This window comes from Methylobacterium sp. PvR107, from assembly GCF_017833295.1.
GTDB lineage: Bacteria > Pseudomonadota > Alphaproteobacteria > Rhizobiales > Beijerinckiaceae > Methylobacterium.
The window spans coordinates 1,945,438-1,960,304 of sequence record NZ_JAFIBW010000001.1 but is presented as its reverse complement, the minus strand read 5'-3'; the positions used below and the strand labels follow the sequence as shown (position 1 = coordinate 1,960,304).

The window sequence follows — 14,867 nt, the reverse complement described above, 5'->3', positions numbered from 1 at the left end:
TCCGCAGTCCCGCCGGCACCACCGTGCGGGGCTTTTCCACCGGCGATGACACCGTTCGCACATACGCTGATGCGAACCGAACCGCTTTGGTGATCCGGGTCAGCTTTACGAGGCTGACTCGATCAGGGAGGCGTGCGTGTCCCTCTACTTCATCCGCATGGCCGAGCGCATTGAGGTCACGGAAGAGGAAGGAGTCGAACTGCCCGATCTCGAGTCGTTCGACGATCTCCTTCGCAGGACCCTGAACGCGATCTGAGCTAGCGAGGGAGAGCGATCCGGAGTGAATGAGTTCACCGCTCGAGCCTATGACGAGGATGGCCGGCTCGTCATGAGCGCGCAAACCAGCTTCACTACTGAGGATCAGCAGCGCGCCCCGCGGTCGGTTCAGCGCTCGCGGTCGCTGACCGACGATGGGCGCCATACCGGACGCTTCGATCAATGAGGTGAAAGCGCCAATGGCCTCTTGATCCGTCGCGAACGCATCCTTCCAAGCGGTGCACTTGCCAGACGACAGGTTGATCAGGACGACCTGCCAGGGATCCTGGGTGCCGGACTAGCGGCAGATCTCGACGTCGACGGTTTCACTTTCCCCGGCTGAAGGTGTGTGACAGTGGCGATGGCTCGGGATTCCGGTCAACATTCATGCCAGTCGCCTCCTCATGCCCCTGAGCGCATCGCGTATCGGCTCAGCCTTGGGCTCGACGTATTGGATTGCGGCGCGCTACACGTGCACGTGACTAACCTACATTGGTGACTTCGTGTACGCCGAAGCTCGGCCGTGGCCGCCCTATGTCGGCTGAAGGCTGGAAGGACGTTCCAAGTGCCACGTTACTACTTCGACATCCACGATGGCGAACTCCTCAAGGATGATGCGGGCACCGAGTGCGCAGACATCGACGCCGCCCGTGAAAAGGTCATGGCCTGCCTGCCAGATGTTGCAGGCTGGATCACTCCAGTCGACGGCGACAATCAAGCCGTCTCGGTAATGGTCCGCGATGAGGCCGGCCGCCAAGTCTACGCGGCGACGCTGGCATTCGCCGGGTTCAGGCTGGAAGAGCCAGCCTCCTCGTAGCGCCCTGCTTAAGCCGGTGAGATCGGACGCACCGCGCTCAGTGAGCAGAGCGGGGTTGGGCCGAGCGAACGAGGGCCCCCGAACAGGTTGCATCCTATTGCGCACCGCCCTCGGCGACCGGGCTTCGGCCGGGGCGCCCTTTGGTCGTTTCAGGCCTACCCTAATTGGAGGATGCAGCGCGGCTCGCCGAGATCCTATTCAAGACCCGAGATTCGGAAATCTACCTTCGGCCCGCCGGCCCAGCCGCGCAGGGCGTTCCTCTAGCCGCTGCGTAGCATGATACCCTCGGATCCGGTTCTTTCCCCGACAGCCGGATTCGATAGAGCCCACCGGATTTGCCAGCGCGGGCATTTTCATTGCGTCGGTCCGACTCGATGATAGCGGCTGGTCATCCTCGACGCGGCATCCGGCGTGAGCTGGAGAACAGTCCGATGGGCACGTGAGCGACCGCCAATCCCGTCTCATCACGCACGACGAGCGTCCAGGGATTGTCGAGATCGATGGTACCGAGATCGTCTGCCATCTCGCCGATGACGCCACGCGCGTCCGCCAGCGCTTGCTCCAAATCCTCGGCCTCGACGCCTTCCTCGTCCCGGATTGTCGCCCGACCGTTGCCGACGTCGAAATAGAACCGTCTGAGCATTCTTGCCCCCCGACCAGCGCTCTCCCCTCGGGCAAACATAGGTCAATCTGTGCGAAACCGCATAGGGATGCAGATGGAATTCGGGCTACGAACGTCCCTAGTTAGCAATCATACGGATTGCAGATCATCCTTTCGTACTGGAGGGGCCGTTATGACGGTCGTGGCTGAAGAAAAAGGGCGGATTAATTACCGTCTTTCGGACAGGCTCAAGCGACGGGCACATATCCGTGCCATGCTGTTGCGAGCAAAAAAGGAGTTTTCGAAAGATAAGGACGAGCGATTGAACGCGCAGTCCACCTCCGATTAGCTGCTTGACAGGGCGCTTCTGAGGTCCTTCAAGCGCGTCGATAGCCTGTCCGGGGACGATCGCACGCACCGCGCGCGCTGTCCCGGTTCGCGAGCGGAGGCTTTTTCGTTTCTTGAAATTAGGTGGTGCGACGGCCGCAGCGGACGTAATTGGAGCTGCCCTTTGCACTCGTCCAAGTCAGATGGTCGCCGTCCACGAAGAGGCGAACTTGAGAGGTCCATTGCTGGCCACGGTCCCTGCAATCGGCGGCCATTGTCCAGGCATTGCCAGCCCGATGATGGCCACGGAAGCTGCAGGTGGTCTCTCCGGCTTTGGCGAGCCCCGGCGTGATCGTAGCGCGATAGAAGTTGTGCCGGCCTGAGGGGACGCCACAAGCGGCTGCTGTAGGCCCCCAGGTGCCCACGTATTCCGGGCCGGTCGAGCGCGAGCGCGCGATATCCGACGGAACTACGGGCTGCACCACGGGGGTCGACGGGGCTGGCGGCGCTATAGCTGGTGCGATGGCGCTCGTTGGCGGAGCGGGTGCCGCTGCCAGCATGATCTGGCGCGGCATATCCTCCGATCGCGCGATAAGCACTTCGCTGCCGCCCGGAATGGATGAAACCCGGAATGGCACCTCGTCGAAGAGGTAGGCAGCGCTGTAGGCGAACAGGCCGATCCAGCCCAGCACGAGCAGAGTCTCGAACGAGTGGCTGCGCCAGAACCCAACCTTCGGACATTCGGCCGGCACGGTCCAGGCTTTTGCCCCCATCCATTCCTCCCGCGCCACATTGCGATCCGCACCGTCGTTCGCCGGTCGCCTTCGCCCGCCGAGATGGCGAATGATCGCCCTGCCGGTGGCGATTACTCAACGTTAAATTGCGATCGCTTCTGATTACCGTCGCGTGAAGGGTTAAGATTTGGTTAACACCCCGCATGCCAATTGACTTTTCGCTGGGCTTTCGCACCAGCGAGACCGGGCGATGCTCAGCCCTCTGCGCCATCGGGGGCCGGGCCCACCGAACGATTTGTGGGTCAGCTGGGATTTCTCCGGTTTGGTAGACACCGGGTCGCTTTCGCGTGAGGTGTTTGTCGGATGCTCAAGACCCACCCCGCCTATCAGGCCGATTTTCTCACCGCCTCGCATCTAAGCCGTTAACAACGCAAAAGTGCTGTCGTTCTATGACCTAATATTGGACCAAAGCCTAGAACTTGTAGAACAAAGTTCCTTTTGCAGCGTGATCCTGGGCGCGGGCGCCGATCTGACCGGTGTAGGACAGTCCGACGCTCAGGCCTGGCGCCAGCCTCAGCCCGAGCCCGACCTCGCTCACCAACGCGTCCCGGTCGAGCGGCAGGCCCCGGCTCGCGAACCGCGCCCTGGTACCCCGGAATGCCAACGGCACAGTCGGGACCAGGTCGCCGAACGACCGCCGGTAGGCCATCAGCCCATGCACGAACATCGGCGCAGGATCGTCGCGATCCAGTTGCACCTGCAGACGCAAGCCTATCGTCGCGCTCGGCACGGTGTGTTCCTGCGCGAAGCCGGTCAGCGCGGCGGCCCCGCCCCGCTCTGCGAATCGCTCGCGCTTGACCGACGCCACCGCCCCGCCCGCGAACGGCTCCAGGTCCACCGCCCCGCTCAGGCCGATCCGATAGCCCGCCTCGCCGAAGCCCTGCACGCTGTGGCCTCCGAGCCGCGCCGTGACGCTATCCGATAGACCCGGGATGGTGACCACGCGCCTGAGCCCGGCCGGATCGTCCGCCGCCAGCGCTCCGAACCGCAGCGCAGCCGATCCCGCCTCCAGGCTGCCGTAGACGCCCCCGAACGTGCTCGTGAGTGCGACGGTCTGGACCTGGGCCGGGTTGGCAAAGCCCGCCTCCAGGCTGCCGCCGACCGCGCCGAGGCGCAGACCGCCGAGCGGCGTTCTGACCTGCGCGTCCAGGCCTAGCAGGAAGCCCGCGCTGTGACGCGACAGCCCGGCGGCGTTGCCGTCGGTGCGCACATGCCCGACGCTGCCGAGCCCCAGCCCCCACAGGCTCACGGCCGTCTCCGGTACGTCGCTTGGCCGCGCCGCCGGAGTCGTGTCCCAGCGCAGACGGTCGAGCACCGCCTCGCGCAGAAGGCCGGCATTGGCGAAGACGGTCGAAACGAGGGTGGCATGCCCGTCCCCCGACAGCGCGGCGAACGCTGCCCGCGCCTGGGGCGCCGACAGCATCGCCACCGCGTCGTAGAGCGGCGAGCCGACCGCGCCCGCCTGTGCGGCCGCAGCGGACGCGCGCTGGTTGCGCGTCTGCGCTACTGCGACGAAGTCGAGGTCGTTGCGCGCCAGCGTCAGCGTGATCGCGTCGGGGGCATAGCCGAGGAACGGTGTCAGGAACGCAAAGTTGCTGCTCACCCCGGCAAACCGTCCCTGCACGCCGCCGGCCGCGGTCAGGATCGTATAGCGGGTGTGCGGGGCATATTGGCCGGTGCCCGCAACCGCCTGGACGGTGGCGCCCGCCACAATGGCCCTGCCGCCGGCATCGATCCGGTCGGCGCGGCCGTCCGCCGTGGCGTCGACCCGGTAGAGCGCCCCCGGCGCCAGGACGAGGTTGCCGGCCACGCTCATACGGCCCAGCGCCGCCGAACCGATGCCTGGGGAAAGCGTCGCCCCGGTGCCGAGGCTGACGCTGCCGAACCACGCCTCGCCGGTCAGCAGGCTACCGGTCCCGATCGCGAGGGCGGCGTTCGGCAGGGCCCCGGTGACGGCGAGTTCACCGCCGAGCACACGGACCAGCCCAGACAGGGGGCTGGGTCCCGAGAGGGTCAGGGTTCCGGGCCCGATCTTGGTCAGGCTGGTCTGCGTGGCGCCGTCGACGATCCGGCCGGCATAGCTGGTGGAGGCGCCGTCGCCGCCGACGGTGAGCTGCCCGTTGCCCAGCACGGCCTCCGGCGTGGCGCCGGCGAGCGAGCCGACCGCGAGCTCGGTGCTGCCGAGGTTGAGGATGCCGTCGTTGGTGAGCCGGCCGATGCTGGTGGTCGATCCAGTCAGCGCGATCGAGGCGCCGACGACGTTGCTCACCCCACCCGCGAGCACGCCCGAGACCTGGACGACGCCGGTGTTCGCCAGCCCACCCGAGAGCGTGCCCGAGCTGATCAGGCTACCGGCATTGGCGAAGGGCGCGGATAGCGTGGTGAAGGTGCCGGTATTGACGAGCGTGGCGCCGGCGGCATTGACGGCGTCGGCGGTGTAGCTGCCGGCGTTGACGAGGCGGCCGGTGTTGAGCAGGTCGTCGAGGACGCTGGCATTCTGCGCTACGGTGAGCAGGCCGGCATTGGCAACTCCGCCGGCCATGAGTCGGCCGCTGGAGGCGACCGTGACGGTCCCGGCGTTGGTCAGCGGCCCGCCGAGGCTGTAGGCGCCGGTGACCGCGGTGGCGAGCGCCGGCGCCGTTGGCGAAGGTGCCGGCGCTCGCCACCGCCCCGGTGACGGCCGGGGTCCCGGCCTCGTTGCGGATGGCGCCGTCGATCCGGCCGGCGCTGGCCGTCACGGTGCCGGCATTGGTCAGCCCGCCCGCGAGCGTGCCGGAGGTGGTCAGCGTGCCGGTGTTGGCGACACCGCCCGTGATCGCGCCGTCGTTGAGGGTGAGCCCGGCATTGATCAGGCCGCCCGCGATGGCGCCGCCGTTGAACAGGCTGCCGATGTTGCCCGCGGCGCCCGTGACGGTGCCGCTGTTGGTCGCCTGACCGGCATTGGCGAGGCTGCCGACGATGGTTCCGCTCGTCGCGAGCGCGCCGGTGTTTGCGACCGCACCCGTGATCGTCCCGTCGTTCGCGAGGCTGGCGGCATTGCCGAGGCCGGCGGGCGCCGTCAGGCTGGCGGTCCGGGCGACCGTGACGGTCCCGGCGTTGGTCAGCGGCCCGCCGAGGCTGTAGGCGCCGGTGACCGCGAGGGTCGCGCCGGCGCCGTTGGCGAAGGTGCCGTCGCTCGCCACCGCCCCGGTGACGGCCAGGGTCCCGGCCTCGTTGCGGATGGCGCCGTCGATCCGGCCGGCGCTGGCCGTCACGGTGCCGGCATTGGTCAGCCCGCCCGCGAGCGTGCCGGAGGTGGCCAGCATGCCGGTGTTGGCGACGCCGCCGGTGATCGCGCCGGTGTTGAGCGCGGTTCCGGCGTTGGTGAGGCCGCCGGCCAGGTTTCCTGCGTTGGTCAGGGCGGTGCCGGGCCGGGTGAACACCGGGGCGGCGAGGCTGGCGGTGGCGGTCAGGCTGAGGCCGCCGGCCGCCAGGATGGCCGGGCCGGTGAAGGTGCCGGCACCCGTGAGGGTCAGGGTTCCGGCGCCGGCCTTGGTCAGGCCGCCGGTTCCGTCGAGGGTGCCGGCGAAGGTGGTGGCGGTGCCGTTGGCGCCGGCGGTGAGGCGGGCGGTGCCCAGCGCGACGCGGCCCTGTCCGGCCAGGGATCCGACGGTCTCGCTGTCGGCGAGGGCCAGGGTCGCGCCGGCCGCGATGGTGACGGAGCTGAGATCGCCGATGGCCTGCCCGCCGCGGGCGAGCAGGGTGCCGTCCGCCAGGGTGGTGGCACCCGTGTAGGTATTGGTGCCCGCCAGGGCGAGGGTTCCGGGTCCGGCCTTGGTCAGTCCGCCGGGTCCGGAGAGGGACTGGGCGAGGGTGAAGGTGTTGGCGGGATCGGCGATGTCGAGACGGCCGCCGGCCGGTCCCCAGAGGATCGGGCGGGTGGTGGTGGCGAACGCGGTCCCGGTGACCTGGAGGGTTCCGCCGTCGAAGGCGAGGGGACCGCTGGCGGCGCCGAGGTTGGCGTCGCGCGCGACCGAGAGGGTGCCGGCTGCCAGGACGACGCCGCCCGAGAAGGTGTTGGACCCGCTCAGCGTCAGCGTGCCCAGCCCGAGCTTGAACAAGGTCCCCGAACCGGACACGACGTTCGATACGGTCAGGGTCTGCGCCGGATCGACGGCCAGACCGGAGACACCGTGCAGGGTGAATGGGCGCGTGGTGGTAAAGCTCGTCGCCGCTCGGATCGTGCAGCTCAGGGAGCTCTGGACATGAAGGCACGCCTTGCCTCCCATCTCACCCACCCCACCACGTTCAGGGGCTTGGCGGGCTTCCCGATCGTATCTGGAGCGATCCTGCCGGCGATCTCACAATCCGAATCGTCCGGCGTCCCCCCGGTTGAGCTGCAGGACGTACAAAGATCGCCGCTTCGTCGAACTCGGACAGGATGACGTCGGGGTGCACCGAGAAAGTGCCGTGGAACGGCAGGCGAAGGGAAAGGCTGCGCCGTGAGACGCCTGAAGCTGCTTGGACAACGCACGCTGGTCGCGCTCCTCGGCTTGGCCACGGTCTGGCTGATTCTGGTTCTGTTCTACGACGTCGCCGACCGTCGCTTGCCGCTCGTCTTGGCGCTTGCGTCCACGTACGCCGCCGCTGCCTACCTGATCCTGCCACGCGCGATCAGGCTCGGCGCGTACATCCTTAAGAAGGGACGCGTCCCGTCCTACACACTGACCGGCGATGGCCTCCCCGGCGATCCCGTGAACCTGGTCCTGATCGGCGCCCTTGAAGAGTTGCACCGCGCCTTTGCCCTCGCGGGCTGGTCTAGGGCGGATCCGCTGGACCTCGGCAGTTCGTGGAGGATGGTGTGCGCCTTCGTTCTGAACCGGCCTTATCCGAGCGCCCCCTTCAGCACACTGTATCTGTTCAACCGAGGTCAGGACATCGGCTTCCAGCGCGCCATCGACGACAGTCCGCGCAAGCGCCACCACGTCCGCTTCTGGGGTCTCTCGATGGAGCGCGCCCAGGAGACGCTCGACACGGCGGCCTTCTGGCTTGCGTCAGGCCGACCAGCAGATACTGAGCGCGCCCTATGGGTCGGCGCTGCGACCAAGGACATCGGTCTGTCCCTGACGCGCCTCAGTTTGCAGGTCACCCACGCGACCGACGTCGACACCAACGCCGAGCGCGCGTTCGTCGTCCAGGAACTGACGGAGCACGGCGGTATCGGGCCCGTGCGCTTTCATCGGCCCGGCGAGCGGCTGACGCTCGGCACGGTGAGTCGCTACGTCAGCGACGGTCTTGTGGCCGTCGCCGACCTGACACCCGGATCCGGCAATCTGCTTCGTTTTGACGGGCCGGCTTCGAGCACCATTGCCGCAAAGTCGAACTGATCTCCGGCATGAGGCAGGACTGGCAGCGCGGGATGTCGCTCCTCAAAAAGCTTCTCACAATCCCGAGCAGCGTCCTGACCTCATCCCGTGACATGGCCCTGTACGGAGTGATCGATCTGGCCGGTGGAGCGCTGCTCATCGCATGGCCGGGAGCGATGTAAGTGCTTACCAGGCGGCCTGGCGGGTGTGAGCAAGTACGATTGGCCGTGTTTCCGCGTCGTCCTTCACGCGAGAGGCGACTTTGCGCATTCGCTTGCTATGCCCGCGCGGCCGCTCAGAGCGTAGCGCTGGAGCTCCGGATGACCGGCGGCGGTGCCCAGGAGCCGTTCAGCAGGACGTCCTTCGGCCAGTAAGTGCGCAGCATCAGGAGGAAGGGGCCGGCAGGGGCTGGAAGCCAATTCGCCTCGCGTTGTGCTCCGGGGCTCTCGTGCTGGATGAGGAGATCGACCGAGCCGTCCGGGTTGGTCTTGAGGCTGTCGCGCGGGCTGACCGAGTAGCGGTTGATCGGATTCTGGACGAAGAAGTAGTCTGCGTCGTACATCGTCAGCGACCAGAACCCGTTGACGGGCGGCAGTTCCCCGGCGGGGAAGCGCATCACGTATCTGGATGTGCCGGTCAGCTGGCGGCCCGCCGCGTCGACCTTGGTCAGCGGGTAGACGGCATCCTGTGGCAGGTTGCAGCCGAGCCCGACCGCCGTGATGAAGGCGCGCTGCAGGTAGTCTTTGCCGTAGTCGCCGCCGTTGGTCGTGAAGGTCCAGCCGTTCACGTAACTGCCTGTGGCCTTCATGTGCTCCATGATTCGGGCGCTTGCCTGCCGCGGTGCCTGTTCGATCGCGTCACGGGTTGCGGGCGGTAGATTGCGCGGTTCGAAGGGCTGGCCTGGAACGATGCCGAGCGAGGCCATCTTGGCGACCGGAACCCCGTCCGCTAGCGCCGGCGGGTTGTCCTTCATCAGAGTGGCCAGCAGGTTGAAGTAGACCGTCGCATCCAGGCGGTTGACCTGCTCGCGCACCGCAATCTTCGTGTCGACGCTCGGATCGACCCGACCCGGGATCGGTGTGAAAGGCTTGCCAGCTGCGCTTGCCGGGATGAGCCGGTACTGATCTTGAAGGGCGTGCACGGCCCTGTAATCCTCGGGCGTGCCCGTGCAGTAGGTCCGGCCGATGATCCAGATCAGATTGGTCGGTGCCTGGATCAGCTTGGCGCCGGGCGGCACGCTGCCGCTCCAGCCCGGTCCGGCGATGAAATAGGTTTGTGGCCCGGTTCCGGTCGTACGCTTGCCCGGCACGGCGAAGACGTTCGTCCACGCGCTCAGCATCGGCATGAGATAGTAGCGACCGTCCTCCTCCGGAATGCTGAGAAGGTGGGGTTCCGTCCCGACATCGACGAAGGCGCTGGAGTAGAGCGTGTCCGCGTTCGGTGCAGTCACGGCCCGGAACTTCGCATCCGGGTATTCGCGCATGTTGGCGAACTGGCCCATCGGAGCACTCTTGCCTTCGGGCGCGGCTACGTTGGTCATCACACGCCGGGTCATCTCCATTGTGACCAGCGGGTAGCCGTAGATGTAGGCGTCCGTCGCCAGCTCCAGCGGATCGGCGACCGCACGGTTGCCGATGAGCGGCACATCCTGCACCGTGCTCTGCGCCCGGGCCACGGGCACGCCGTGCCCGACATACGGGATTGTGGCGACGCCCGCGGTGAAGATCCGCCTGGTGACATCCATGACTGTCTCCTGGGACTGCCTGGCTCAGGCAGGCGGTCAGCGCGGTCCTAATGTGGCTCCCACACCGAGCGGGGGCCGCTGCCGTTCGGCCGCTGGAAGGATTGTCGGGCCTCGGATCGCGCTACCAGCGGCGGAAGCCGCGCCGATAGACGACCGCACGTGGGCCATAGTATCCCCGCCGCACGAAGGCCGCGCGTGGGCCGTAGAAGCCGCGCCGTACGGCAACGCCGCCCCGAGGTCCGACGCAGCCGGCCCGATACAAGCCGCGGGCGCAGACCAATGCGCTTGCCGGAACCGGTAGGAGCGTGACGAGGCCGGTGAGAAGGCTGAGCAAAACCAGTGTACGGCGCAGGGCTGTCAAGTGTCTCATGGAGTGCCTCCCTTGAAGATCGTGTTCGATCCGGAATAGCGGCTCACACTTCTTTCCGTGTCGTCCGTCGAAAATTCGCACAGGCTCCGCACGCGCAGCATCATGCGAGCGCGCAGCTCTTCCTTATTGATAAAAATATTATAGGTAATACAAGGTTTTGAAGCTGATTCGCCCCGTAAAAGACTGACCCTAAGCGCAGTTTTCGCTATTGTCAAATTGTATACATTCTTTCGGGGAATAATGTCTGGCAGCTCTCAAAAACCATCTATAATAAACTGTATATGAAGGTATTGCGCAGTGTTGGCGGCGCTTCGATATAGTGGCAAATCCGCCCTGACTGCCTCCTGTTGCGCCAGGATATGTCCATGAACTCTCCTCGACTGTGGTGAGGCCAGAGGACTGCTCGGAAGGTTGTATCAGCATCTTACTGAGCTGCAACCAGAGGCGTTTGACGTTTCGTCTCGGTCCTGTGTTCTCCTTCTAAACCGAAGGTGGCCCTTCGGGCATCCAAGGCGTGCCTCGCGTGGGAAAGCGCCGTTGAGAACGCCGACAACCGCTCGGCGCTCTCGGCCCCGAACTGCCTGCCGAGCACGGACGCGGCGATCGCCCGGGTCTCGCGCGCGAGTGCCTCCAGCGCGAATAGCTCGGCTTCTGGGGCCTCATCAGCAATCTCGACGAGCCGCCGAATCGGTTGCCAGTCTGCGTCGCACCTCCGCCTGCTCCAGTAGCTCGAAACCACCGCGAACATCGAGCCCATGACGCTGGTGACGATGCCGATGACATAGAAGTATTGCTGGAATTGATCGAGGAAGCTCTGATCACCGCCGCTGAGGTAGGCGGCTACGCCGGGGTGGACCGGAAGGATGGGGGTCTTGTCGTCGGGATCGGGGGCTTCGATCTGGTTGGCAAGCGGTGTTGCGGTCGTGAGCTTGGCCTTCGTGGTCAAGATCGAGCGTGCGATTGCGGCCGCCACGACGTTGGGCATCAGCTCTGACGCCGCAAAACGATAGGTGACGGCGAGTGTCGAAACCGTATCGCTTGGCGTGGCCGGCCGAGCACGGAAGGCGCCAGCGGGAACGTCGATCGCCTCGAAGCCGGGGAAGCGTTTGCCGATAGCCTCCGCGTCGTCGATCGCCAGGATGCTGGGCGTACCCCGGGTCGCGCGCGCAATGGCGGCCACGACATCGACCACCTCACCGGGCGCCACCGGGCCTACCGCGAGCACGGCCTGGACCTTTTTCTCCTGAACAGCCCGTGCGAGTTCCGCCACGGACAGGAAGACCCGGCTCACGTCCTTTGTGGGGATGTCGAAGAAGCTCAGGATTGTGTCGAGTGCTTGACCATTGTTGTCCTGGACTGGGCCGGCCACGATCCCGACCGTCTTGCCCACCAGACCGGCGGCGGAAGTGATTTTGCTACGGGGCGGCAGAACGAGAGCCACGACATCCCGGCGCAGGATCACGATGGTCTGGGCGTTCGCCGGTGCCGCCGCATCGCTGCGCACGATCGCCAGATCCGTTCGGCCGTCCTCCAGAGCCTTGGCACTCGCGGCGAGGTCGGGAACCTGCACGAGTTCCAAGTGAACGCGGGGATGCTGGACTGCCGAAACAGAAACGAAGGCTGCCATGAACCGTTGAGCAGCGCCGCCCTGTGGACCAATGGTTACGCGCAGGTTGGCATGCGGTGACCCGAAGTGAGCCACGGCGAACCCCGCGCCGGTCAGGAGTAACACTCCTACGACGACAAGAAGGCTGCCCCTTAAGCTGCGACGCGGCTGGCGGAGTGTGTGCCGCTCAGGATTATTCCGTTCCGGATGAAGATCGATGGGCGTGGCGTCCGGCATCATCGCAGCCCTCCCGGCGTTTCGGCCTTGTCATGCTCATAAATCCTGCCCGTGCAGGTCAGTGCATTCGCGCCAAGCGCTCCTCGTCACGCGCGAAGACTGCGGTCGCAGACAGGGTAAGCAGCAATCGCAAACGCCGCTGCGTCAAAAGATCATACGGCCAATGGGATGATCACGTCGATCCATCTGCCGGACTCTGCCGCCTCCCGTAGGCCGCTTCAACGCGCGCATGAAAGTCCGAATATGCGAGCTATCGACTGCCGAGAGATTCGCTCTCGCTTCCGCGCGTGTCGCTAAGCCCCCTTGGCGATCATGTCGGCCCGAAAACCGCGGGCAGCCGCCCGCCAGGTCTTGCCCGTGTCGCACTCGACCGCTCGGTCGCCGACCGCAACGTCCCGCGCGTGGCGTGCGCGGTGCGGTGCGAGCTCCGCGCCGGACTCGGCCGACAGCAGACGCCTGAAGCTATTCGGGCAGGCGCGTGCGACCGCCTCCGCCGCGCCCAGGCGGCACGATGCGCTGGGCGCGGGCGTCCCCCGCGCAGCGTCAGGCCGTCACCCGGTGAGAACGCAACCTAGTCCCCGCGACCCTCATCCGTGTTGCCCACCAAGACGTCACGGATGTCCTGTCGTCTGACACCCGCGAGAGGGTGCGGCGACGGGCGTGACATCGGCGGGCTCCGAGCGATTGCCTCGCCCTGATCTCCCCGGCGTCGCGGGTGCGCGTTGATCCAGCGCAAGGCCCCTCGAACAGACCGGGTTCAACCCGGGAGACCCAAAACGACCGGAAGCGTTTTCGACCATGACGACGGCGGCGCTGCACCCGACCGAGACGGGGCGCTCGAGATACGGCGGATGGATGCCGCGGCTGAGGGGATGGCTGGCAGTCCTGCCGCTGGTGGGCCTCTGCATAGGCTTGGCGGCACAGGCGCTCGGCCATCCTGAGGTCGCCGCATTGGCATGGACGCTCGCGACCCTCGCGATCCTCGTCGTCCTGGCGTCCCAGGTCGTGACGAGCCTCGCGCAAGGCGACATCGGGCTCGACCTCGTCGCCCTGCTCTCCATGGGCGGCGCGCTCGCCCTGTCGCAGCCGTTGGCCGGCGCCGTCATCGCGTTGATGTACGCCGGCGGCCAATCGCTGGAAGCCTACGCCGCCGGCCGCGCCGGGCGGGCGATGACGGCGCTGATCGCGCGCCAGCCGCGGACCGCCCTGCGCGACGAAGACGGCGCGTTGCGGGAGGTGCCCCTTGGGGCTCTGATGCCGGGAGACCGAATCTTGGTGCGCGTCGGCGACGTCCTGCCGGTGGATGGCCGGGTCGCCGCGGGTCGCGCCGTGCTCGATCGGTCGAGCCTCACCGGCGAGGCGCTACCGGTCAGCTTTGGGGCGAACGAGGCCGTGCTGAGCGGCACGGTGAACGCGGGCACGCCGTTCACCTTGGTCGCGGAGCGGCCCGCGTCCGAGAGCACGTATGCCGGCATCGTCCGGCTCGTCGAGGCGGCGCGATCCCAGAAGGCACCGATGGCGCGCCTAGCCGACCGCTACGGGCTCGCCGTCCTCGCCGTGACGCTCCTCCTGGCTGGAGCCGCCTGGCTCGCGACTGGCGACCCTCTTCGCGCGCTTGCCGTGCTGGTCATCGCGACGCCCTGCCCGCTGATCCTGGCGGTGCCCGTCGCGCTCGTCTCCGGCCTCTCGCGCGCTGCCGGCATCGGGGTCCTCGTCAAGGGTGGCGGGGCTCTGGAGATGCTGGCCAAGGTCCGCGTCCTGGTGGTCGACAAGACCGGCACCCTGACACACGGCACCGCCCGGCTCGTTTCCACACGCGTCGTCGGCCCCTTCGACGAGGACGAGGTCCTGCGTCTCGCGGCGTCCCTTGATCAAGCCTCAGGCCACCCGGTGGCGCGGGCCCTGGTCGAAGAGGCGCGGGCGCGAGGCGTGGCCGTTTCGCAGCCCGCGATGGTCACGGAACTCCCCGGCGAAGGCGTGACCGGCAGCGTGGACGGGCGGCCCATTCTCGTCGGGGGGGCGCGCCTGATGGAGCTTCACGACGTTCGCTTCCCGCCGGCGGACGCGACCCGACACGCAACGGCAGCCGTCGCCACGGTGCTGATCGCCATCGACGGCGCGCCGGCCGCCAGACTGGAATTCGCCGATCCACTGCGGACGGACATCTGTAACGTACTCGCGGACCTGCGTGCGTGCGGCATCGGGCGGGTGGTGCTCGCCACCGGGGACCGGCGCGCCGTCGCGGAGACGCTGGTCGCCGGCCTGTCCATCGACGCGGTCGCCGCCGACCTCGACCCAACGGGCAAGACCGACACCGTGGCCGCAGAGCGCCGGAACGGTCCCGTCATGATGGTGGGAGACGGGGTCAACGACGCGCCAGCCCTGGCGGCCGCCGACCTCGGCGTGGCATTGAGCGCGCGCGGCGCGGCGGCGGCGGCCGAGGCGGCGGACGTCGTCCTGCTCGTCGACAGCCTGGCACCGCTGCCCCGGGCCATTCGCATCGCCAAGCGCGCCCGCACCATCGCGCTCCAGAGCGTGTGGGTCGGCCTCGGGCTGTCGCTCGCCGGCATGATCGCTGCAGCGCTGGGCTACCTCTCACCCCTTCAAGGGGCGTTGCTCCAAGAAGCCATCGACGTCGCCGTGATCCTCAACGCCATGCGCGCGCTCGGCGGCCCCCGTGACGTCAGCGAGCCAACCGGGCGGCGAGCCCCGCGGAACGCGTGAAGCGAGCCGGCCATAGCCGTCGCGGGGCTTGCGATGGATCAAGGCGG

The 14,867-nt window shown here is 67.2% G+C and carries 10 protein-coding genes; 4 read left to right on the top strand and 6 right to left on the bottom strand.

Annotation, left to right across the window (positions count from 1 at the left end; translation table 11 throughout):
• Positions 1–280: 280 nt before the first annotated feature.
• On the top strand, positions 281–442 hold the full coding sequence (locus JOE48_RS09100; RefSeq protein ID WP_210029297.1) for a hypothetical protein: 162 nt from the start codon (positions 281–283) through the stop codon (positions 440–442).
• Positions 443–820: 378 nt separating this feature from the next.
• A complete protein-coding gene (locus tag JOE48_RS09095) occupies positions 821–1,072 on the top strand; it encodes a DUF6894 family protein (protein WP_210029295.1) in 252 nt (83 codons plus the stop codon).
• Between the two features lie 388 nt (positions 1,073–1,460).
• Here the strand turns inward: JOE48_RS09095 and JOE48_RS09090 are convergent, their stop codons facing one another.
• The 4 genes from JOE48_RS09090 to JOE48_RS30795 form a co-directional block, all read right to left on the bottom strand.
• The gene (locus tag JOE48_RS09090; RefSeq protein WP_210029294.1) at positions 1,461–1,715 is read right to left on the bottom strand and encodes a DUF6894 family protein; all 255 of its coding nucleotides are present in this window, start codon (positions 1,713–1,715) and stop codon (positions 1,461–1,463) included.
• 425 nt (positions 1,716–2,140) lie between these two features.
• Positions 2,141–2,791 carry a peptidase inhibitor family I36 protein gene (locus JOE48_RS09085; RefSeq protein ID WP_210029293.1) on the bottom strand — a complete coding sequence of 217 codons (651 nt, stop codon included), beginning with the start codon at positions 2,789–2,791 and terminating at the stop codon, positions 2,141–2,143.
• A 415-nt stretch (positions 2,792–3,206) separates the two neighbouring features.
• Positions 3,207–4,925: an autotransporter domain-containing protein gene (locus JOE48_RS09080; RefSeq protein WP_312893414.1), complete on the bottom strand. Its 1,719-nt coding sequence runs from the start codon at positions 4,923–4,925 to the stop codon at positions 3,207–3,209.
• 217 nt (positions 4,926–5,142) lie between these two features.
• Positions 5,143–7,062: an autotransporter-associated beta strand repeat-containing protein gene (locus JOE48_RS30795; RefSeq protein ID WP_210029292.1), complete on the bottom strand. Its 1,920-nt coding sequence runs from the start codon at positions 7,060–7,062 to the stop codon at positions 5,143–5,145.
• A gap of 213 nt (positions 7,063–7,275) precedes the next feature.
• Between JOE48_RS30795 and JOE48_RS09070 the strand changes: the two genes are divergently transcribed.
• Positions 7,276–8,160, top strand: coding sequence for an LssY C-terminal domain-containing protein (locus JOE48_RS09070; protein ID WP_210029291.1), 885 nt, complete (start codon positions 7,276–7,278; stop codon positions 8,158–8,160).
• Positions 8,161–8,434: 274 nt separating this feature from the next.
• Here the strand turns inward: JOE48_RS09070 and JOE48_RS09065 are convergent, their stop codons facing one another.
• The gene (locus tag JOE48_RS09065) at positions 8,435–9,883 is read right to left on the bottom strand and encodes a DUF1254 domain-containing protein (protein ID WP_210029290.1); all 1,449 of its coding nucleotides are present in this window, start codon (positions 9,881–9,883) and stop codon (positions 8,435–8,437) included.
• Positions 9,884–10,677: 794 nt separating this feature from the next.
• Positions 10,678–12,099 (bottom strand): TAXI family TRAP transporter solute-binding subunit, encoded by a 1,422-nt coding sequence (locus tag JOE48_RS09060; protein ID WP_245252770.1) that lies wholly within the window; start codon positions 12,097–12,099, stop codon positions 10,678–10,680.
• 795 nt (positions 12,100–12,894) lie between these two features.
• Here JOE48_RS09060 and JOE48_RS09055 point away from each other — a divergent pair.
• Complete coding sequence (locus JOE48_RS09055; protein ID WP_210029289.1) at positions 12,895–14,820, top strand: heavy metal translocating P-type ATPase; 1,926 nt, start codon at positions 12,895–12,897, stop codon at positions 14,818–14,820.
• The last annotated feature ends 47 nt before the right edge of the window (positions 14,821–14,867 follow it).

Coding starts and splice junctions, on each gene's coding strand:
- JOE48_RS09090 (WP_210029294.1), bottom strand. CDS start 1,715: ATGCTCAGACGGTTCTATTTCGACGTCGGCAACGGTCGGGCGACAATC.
- JOE48_RS30795 (WP_210029292.1), bottom strand. CDS start 7,062: ATGGGAGGCAAGGCGTGCCTTCATGTCCAGAGCTCCCTGAGCTGCACG.
- JOE48_RS09065 (WP_210029290.1), bottom strand. CDS start 9,883: ATGGATGTCACCAGGCGGATCTTCACCGCGGGCGTCGCCACAATCCCG.
- JOE48_RS09060 (WP_245252770.1), bottom strand. CDS start 12,099: ATGATGCCGGACGCCACGCCCATCGATCTTCATCCGGAACGGAATAAT.
- JOE48_RS09055 (WP_210029289.1), top strand. CDS start 12,895: ATGACGACGGCGGCGCTGCACCCGACCGAGACGGGGCGCTCGAGATAC.